Below are 6381 nucleotides of genomic sequence, written 5' to 3' on the forward strand. Positions count from 1 at the left end.
CCCCGACATTATCCCTGCATGGTGCCATCCAAACTTGGCATGATGGCAACGTATGGCTCGAACACCAATATCGATTTGAATTAACATATCAGAGCGATTTCTGGGTTAAAGGCAGTCAGTGGGCATTAACTGCAGAGCACACTCAATACCATTTGGATCACTACACTAAGACCGAAGTAGGCTCCCCTACTGAGCCGATTTTACCGTGGAATGATGATACTCTGCTGCGCTTAAGTTTAATCGTGCCTTGGTAGAGAGTTAACATTGCCAATCTCTCATAGAGTCAATGACTAGGCTAATAAATGGCGAGGAACTTAAGGATAGTGCGAATGACTGCACTGCCAAGCGGTTAAGCGCCCCCCTTAGGGAGCATGCCGACACCTGATCAAGTAGCGAGTGGCCATGTGGGCGCCAGCGACGATGGCCGTTGCTCTCGTCATTTATCGCGAGCGCCAGTGAATCCGTCAGTATCCACTCACTCTCCGTTTAGGCGCACTGACAGGCCTATTGCCAGACATCGCTATGGGCTTAGGTGCACCACTGTTTCCCCGCATAGTGAGTTAAGTCTAAGTCCACTAAACCTAAGTCACTTAAAGCTAAGTAGCCTAAACCTAAGTCACTTAAACCAAAGTCACCTAAACCTAAGTCACCTAAACCTAAGTCACTTAAACCTAAGTCACTTAAACCTAAGTCGCTTAAACCTAAGTAGCCTAAGTCACTGCCTCATCTAGCCCACAAAAACGTAACATTTTTAATGCTATTTTCATAAACTCGCGTCAGTATTGAAAATCACGGCCTAGTTATGTGCCATTTTTGGCAAATTATGTTAAATTCTGGCCGGCTGCTAGTGATAAAGTTGATATTCTGGTTAACGCTTATCGCCAGCCGTTCTCCACAGGGCAGGATGATTGCAAAATTAAGTCCTTGTAATTCAATGCTATGAAGTTACACCAATGTAGAGTCTGCTTATGCAATCCAATTTATTTCTCGAACAAAAATCTATTCATCAACGTTCAGGGTTGGCAACATCCTTGAATGGCATTCATGCCTCCCGTAACCGTTTACAACGGATGATGGGCGGCGCATTACTCACCTGCAGTCTGCTGCTAAGCCTTTGCGCCTGCGCCGCTAACAAGACCGACACCCAAGAGAGTGAGGCATTTAGTTATGCTTGGCTTAAAGGGCAGGCGCACACTTTAGCAACCCAGCCTTATGTGAGCCACAAGGGCGAATTGCCTAAAAGCCTACAAGGAATGAGCTGGGACGATTACCAGCAATTCCACTTTAAGAAAAAAGCGGCGCTCTGGCGCGAGCAAAATTCAGAATTTCGTGCAGAACTGTTTCACCTCGGTCTCTACTTTGATACGCCAGTGCATATTTATGAGCTTGATGGCGGCAAGGCTGAGCTCATCGAATATTCACCTTCCCTATTTGAATACGGCAAATTGAAAATCAAAGGCAGCCAACTGCCAAAGGATCTGGGATTTGCTGGCTTTAGAATGCAGTTTAACACCGACTGGCAACGGGATGTGGTGGCCTTCCTTGGGGCCAGTTATTTCCGCGCCGTGGGCCAAGAAATGCAATACGGCTTATCGGCAAGGGGCTTAGCGGTAGATACCGCGCTACCTAAGCCGGAAGAGTTCCCCATGTTTACCCATTTCTGGCTAGAGAAGCCCAAACCGGGATCGAACATCGCCACCGTGTACGCGTTGCTGGATTCGCCAAGCGTCACAGGGGCGTATCGCTTTGACATTGAACCGGGCGAGCGCTTAAAAATGAAGGTGGATGCGGCTATTTACCCCCGCAAAGCCATCGAACGTTTAGGGGTCGCACCATTAACCAGTATGTATATGGTCGGTGAGAATGATCGCCGCACGGGTTATGACTGGCGGCAAGAGATCCACGATTCAGATGGCCTTGCCATGCACACGGGCAACGGTGAGTGGATCTGGCGCCCATTAGCCAATCCGCATAATTTACGTTTTAATGCCTATAGCGATGAAAATCCAAGAGGTTTTGGATTACTGCAGCGTGACCGTAATTTCGATCATTATCAGGATGATGGGGTGTTCTATGAAAAACGCCCAAGCCTATGGATTGAGCCTACCGGTAATTGGGGCAAAGGTTCGGTGCAATTAGTTGAAATCCCAACGCTGGATGAAACCTTCGATAATATCGTGGCATTCTGGAATCCTGCCGAGCCGATTTTACCCGGGCAGGAATTACTCTATAGCTACAACATGTACTGGGGCGGCATTCCACCGGTGCAATCTCCCCGCGCCCGCGTTGTCGATACCTTTACTGGCCTTGGCGGCGTGGTTGGCCAAAAGCGTAAATACTACAGCAAGCGTTTTGTGATTGATTTTGCTGGCGGCACCTTACCTATGCTCGGTAAAGATACCCAAGTCAAAGCCGTGATCAGCACCTCTCAAGGCCGCGTCGAAATTGAATCGGCTCGTCCACAGCATGCAATTAACGGCTATCGAGCGATGTTTGATATAGTGCCACCCGAAGACAGCCTAGACCCCATTAATCTGCGGGTTTATCTGGAAGTCGACGGCCAGCCACTGTCGGAAACTTGGATGTACCAATGGACACCACCGCCAATGGCTGAGCGTGAGCTCTACAACGCAGGTCATCTGCAATAAGTTACCTTAAGCATGACCCAATCAACGCCAGCGACATCGCTGGCGTTTTTATTTGCTAAGTTTGCCGCTTAGGCGCGGGGATCTTTGCCGACTGAGCGCATGTCTCTCAGCCCATCAGCCTTCCTTGGCAGGCCAAATCCGCTGGCCATATTGCCTCTCACAACCCTCGCATAATGGCATCAGCAAACACTGCCGCAGATGGTAATCATTTGCTAATTCTTTGTTTCATATTCTAAACATTATTTAACTATTACTTACGCCCTATTTAGGATTAAATCTGCGCAGTCCTTGGCATAGGTTAACGATGTATGTTTGAAATATTTTCCACATTAGGGTTCGGTTGGTCAGTCGGCTTAGTGCTGGCGGTGCTGTTTGTCTTAGCTTACGAGTTTATTAATGGATTTCATGATACGGCCAACGCTGTGGCGACGGTGATTTATACCAATGCCATGCCGGCGAATCTCGCGGTGGTGTCCTCTGCCATCTTTAACTTTGCCGGGGTATTTATAGGTGGCCTCGGGGTTGCCTACGCCATTGTGCATTTATTACCGGTTGACTCCCTATTAGGCATGGATTCGACTCAGGGCTTATTAATGGTGTTTTCGCTGTTATTCTCGGCCATTGTCTGGAATCTCGGCACTTGGTATTTTGGCATCCCCGCCTCGAGTTCTCACACCCTCATTGGCTCGATTTTAGGGGTCGGCGGCGCCTTTGCTTGGGTCCATGGTAACCCGATACTACAGGGGATTAATGTTGGTAAAGCCACGCAGATCATGTTGTCGCTTATTATATCGCCCACCATTGGCTTTGTGATCGCCGGGCTGTTTCTGTTAGTGCTCAAATGGATATGGCCTAAACATAAAATCCATCGCACCCCGACCGAACAAGTCGCCATTAACAGTAAAAAACATCCACCATTTTGGGCAAGAGTTGGCCTTATCGCTTCCGCCATGGGGGTGAGTTTTACTCACGGTTCCAACGATGGTCAAAAGGGCATCGGCCTGGTGATGCTAGCGCTTATCTGTATGGCACCCGCCTACTTTGCCTTAGACATGAACAGTCAGTCCTATGATCTGCAAAGAACCCAAGATGCCAACCGCCGTATTATGGCGATTTATGATCGTAACCAAGCACTGATTGGCGACTTGGTCGACTTTAAGTCCGACGTGATTAGCAGCGAAGATTTGTTCAGCCATTGTTCGGCTAACACGGTATTACCGAGCATGGCATTACTCGATAAGCGTTTAACCAACGTCACATCCTATAAAGACATGAGCGTGGCCGAGCGCCGGGAAATTCGGCGGTTACTCTTGTGTATCGATGATACCGCCCGCAAAGTCGCTAAATTAGATCTGCCGAAAAAAGAGCGAGAGTCCCTCGCCAAATGGCGTAAAGACTTAGTCAAAACCACCGAATATGCCCCGCTATGGGTGATTATTGCCGTGGCGACCGCTCTGGGCTGTGGCACTTTAGTTGGCTGGCGCCGCATTGTGTATACCGTGGGAGAAAAAATTGGCTCCTCTAGCATGACCTACGGCCAAGGAATTGCCGCCCAAGCGACCGCAGCCGTTTCAATCGGGGTGGCCAGTGTCACAGGCATGCCGGTATCGACCACCCATATTTTGTCTTCCGCCGTTGCCGGCACTATGGTGGCCAATCGCTCTGGCTTACAAAGCCAAACCGTAAAACAAATATTGCTGGCATGGGCACTCACCCTGCCAATAACCATGTTGTTATCGGGCTGCGTTTTTGTCCTCGCCAACGCGCTCTTTGGCTAACCTCGGCATTTGAATAAATAACAGCCTGGTGAACAAGAATATGAGGCGGTGCCCCACGAGAGTGTGGGACCGGCTCAGTCACGTTAAGGTCTCAGCTATAACGTAAGCCGCTATTTCCTACGTCACTATTTCATAAGCTACTATTTCGTAAGCTACTCTTCCGTTAGCCACTATGATGTACACCGCTATTTCGTAAGTGACTATAATGCAGGACACTATGACGTAAGCGACGTCAGCCACTCACGGCTTTTGTTATGCCGTTTTACTGGCGAGCAGATAGTATCCGCGGGATTCATAATCAAAAAAATCGACAACTTGCATATTCGCCTTGGCGGTATGCGCCGCAAAGGAGCGCTCATTTTCCTCAGCAATAAAAGTGAGCATATAGCTAAAATTTGGCGCAACGACCGTCTTGAGGTGATTGACCAATAATTCAAAAATACCGTTACCGCGATACGCTTGATGGATCCAAATCGGGCCATATTGGCAGCTATTTGTGGGAGTCAACCGAGGTCCGTCCCATTGAAGCAGCCCTAAGTGCCGCAATAAATGCCGATAAATGGGCCAAGTGTTAAAAAAGTCCCAACGCCCTGCAATCACGTAACCAATAATATTGCCATCAACCTCGGCCACCACCACCCAATGCTGGCAAACCAATTGCGTCAGTTCTGCTGCAGAAAATGCCTGCCCCGCGAGCCCCATAGTGGCAGAGGCTAACTCATCATTAAGGTGTTTTTGCTCAAGGATGACTAACAAATCAATATCTTGAGTACCAGCTAAGCGTATTTTCACTACCATTCTCTTCGTCAATATTAGGAGTTAACCCGTTGCGCTCAGGAGTATAACGCACCCGCTAGCCTAACGTTTGGCCCGCACGAGGTTATTTTTTGCTATTGATTTGCTTAATATTATTTTCTTTCCCACACTTAATGCCAACCGCCTTTGAACATTAAGTATCCCTATGCTACCCGATACCATTAATCCTACTGCCAGCCTACTCGATAGCGCCCAGCCACAGGTGAATTTAGGCCGTTGGATGCACCAATGTGAGTTAATCAAAAGCTATTACCATGGAACCTGTGCCTTTATCATCCAACGTATTGCCTTGGGGTTTGAGGTGACGGTCAGTTCTACAAACGAGCACCCGATTTTTAGTGCAGGCGCAACTTATCCTGCTGATTTTATTCTATTTAAGCAAGTGATCAACAGCCCCGTTGAGGGGCGCAATCAAAACCTCGCAAGCTTTATGCTTGATGAATTACCGAGGGAGTTTGATGGCATACAGCATATCCTTTCCCGCCCCATTTACTGGCCAGATGGCAGCGTATTTGGTGGATTATGTGTGATCAACCCACATCTCCCGCAAAATGCACAGCATGAAGCGATGCTAGAACCCTTTCAAATTCTGTTACAACAGGATCTCACTTTACTATGCCAAAACAGCCGGATTGACTCTCTTTCAATGCGCGACCAAGAAACCGGCCTGCTCAATCGCTATGGCTTTTTGCTGATGGCCCCAAGACAACTCAATTTAAGCCGACGCTTTGGCGCCCATGCCGGCATTATTTTTTTTGAACTCACCCCCAACACGACGCAAAAAACGCCTCCCATAGCGTCTTCATCAATCAATGAGCCACCCGCAGAAAAACACCATCGATGGCTTGCCAAGCTATTGCAAAATACTATCCGCACCGCCGATATCGCGGCCCATTAACATGACACACAATTTGTCGTGTTAGCTTTTATCGATAATGAGCGGGATATTTTGCAAATCATCAAACGGACGGAAAAATTATTAGAGCAACACAATCAATACCTTAAACTTGATATCGGTTATAGTTTCTTTTCACCCAGCGCAAACGTCAAACTGCCCGAGATGATCGATGCCGCCCGCAATAACCTCACATCCCAACAGCCGACCACTCACCAACCGACACAGGGCAACATTTTAAAAT

At 48.2% G+C, this 6381-nt stretch carries 3 protein-coding genes and 2 pseudogenes; 4 read left to right on the top strand and 1 reads right to left on the bottom strand.

Features of this window, described 5'->3' with window-relative positions:
* The 3 genes and pseudogenes from ACRCZA_RS08895 to ACRCZA_RS08905 form a co-directional block, all read left to right on the top strand.
* Positions 1 to 254: pseudogene (locus tag ACRCZA_RS08895) on the top strand (hypothetical protein); the annotation flags it as partial.
* A gap of 714 nt (positions 255 to 968) precedes the next feature.
* Positions 969 to 2648, top strand: a complete 1680-nt coding sequence (locus ACRCZA_RS08900) for a glucan biosynthesis protein (protein WP_438674095.1) — start codon at positions 969 to 971, stop codon at positions 2646 to 2648.
* 308 nt (positions 2649 to 2956) lie between these two features.
* Positions 2957 to 4426: an inorganic phosphate transporter gene (locus tag ACRCZA_RS08905; RefSeq protein WP_438674096.1), complete on the top strand. Its 1470-nt coding sequence runs from the start codon at positions 2957 to 2959 to the stop codon at positions 4424 to 4426.
* A gap of 252 nt (positions 4427 to 4678) precedes the next feature.
* Here the strand turns inward: ACRCZA_RS08905 and ACRCZA_RS08910 are convergent, their stop codons facing one another.
* On the bottom strand, positions 4679 to 5218 hold the full coding sequence (locus ACRCZA_RS08910) for a GNAT family N-acetyltransferase (RefSeq protein WP_438674097.1): 540 nt from the start codon (positions 5216 to 5218) through the stop codon (positions 4679 to 4681).
* Positions 5219 to 5387: 169 nt separating this feature from the next.
* Between ACRCZA_RS08910 and ACRCZA_RS08915 the strand changes: the two are divergent.
* Positions 5388 to 6381: pseudogene (locus ACRCZA_RS08915) on the top strand (GGDEF domain-containing protein); the annotation flags it as partial.

Source organism: Shewanella sp., assembly GCF_051658185.1.
Taxonomy (GTDB): domain Bacteria; phylum Pseudomonadota; class Gammaproteobacteria; order Enterobacterales; family Shewanellaceae; genus Shewanella.

What these genes read in the sequence shown, in the direction of transcription:
- ACRCZA_RS08900 (WP_438674095.1), top strand. Translation starts at nt 969, where the DNA reads ATGCAATCCAATTTATTTCTCGAACAAAAATCTATTCATCAACGTTCA.
- ACRCZA_RS08905 (WP_438674096.1), top strand. Translation starts at nt 2,957, where the DNA reads ATGTTTGAAATATTTTCCACATTAGGGTTCGGTTGGTCAGTCGGCTTA.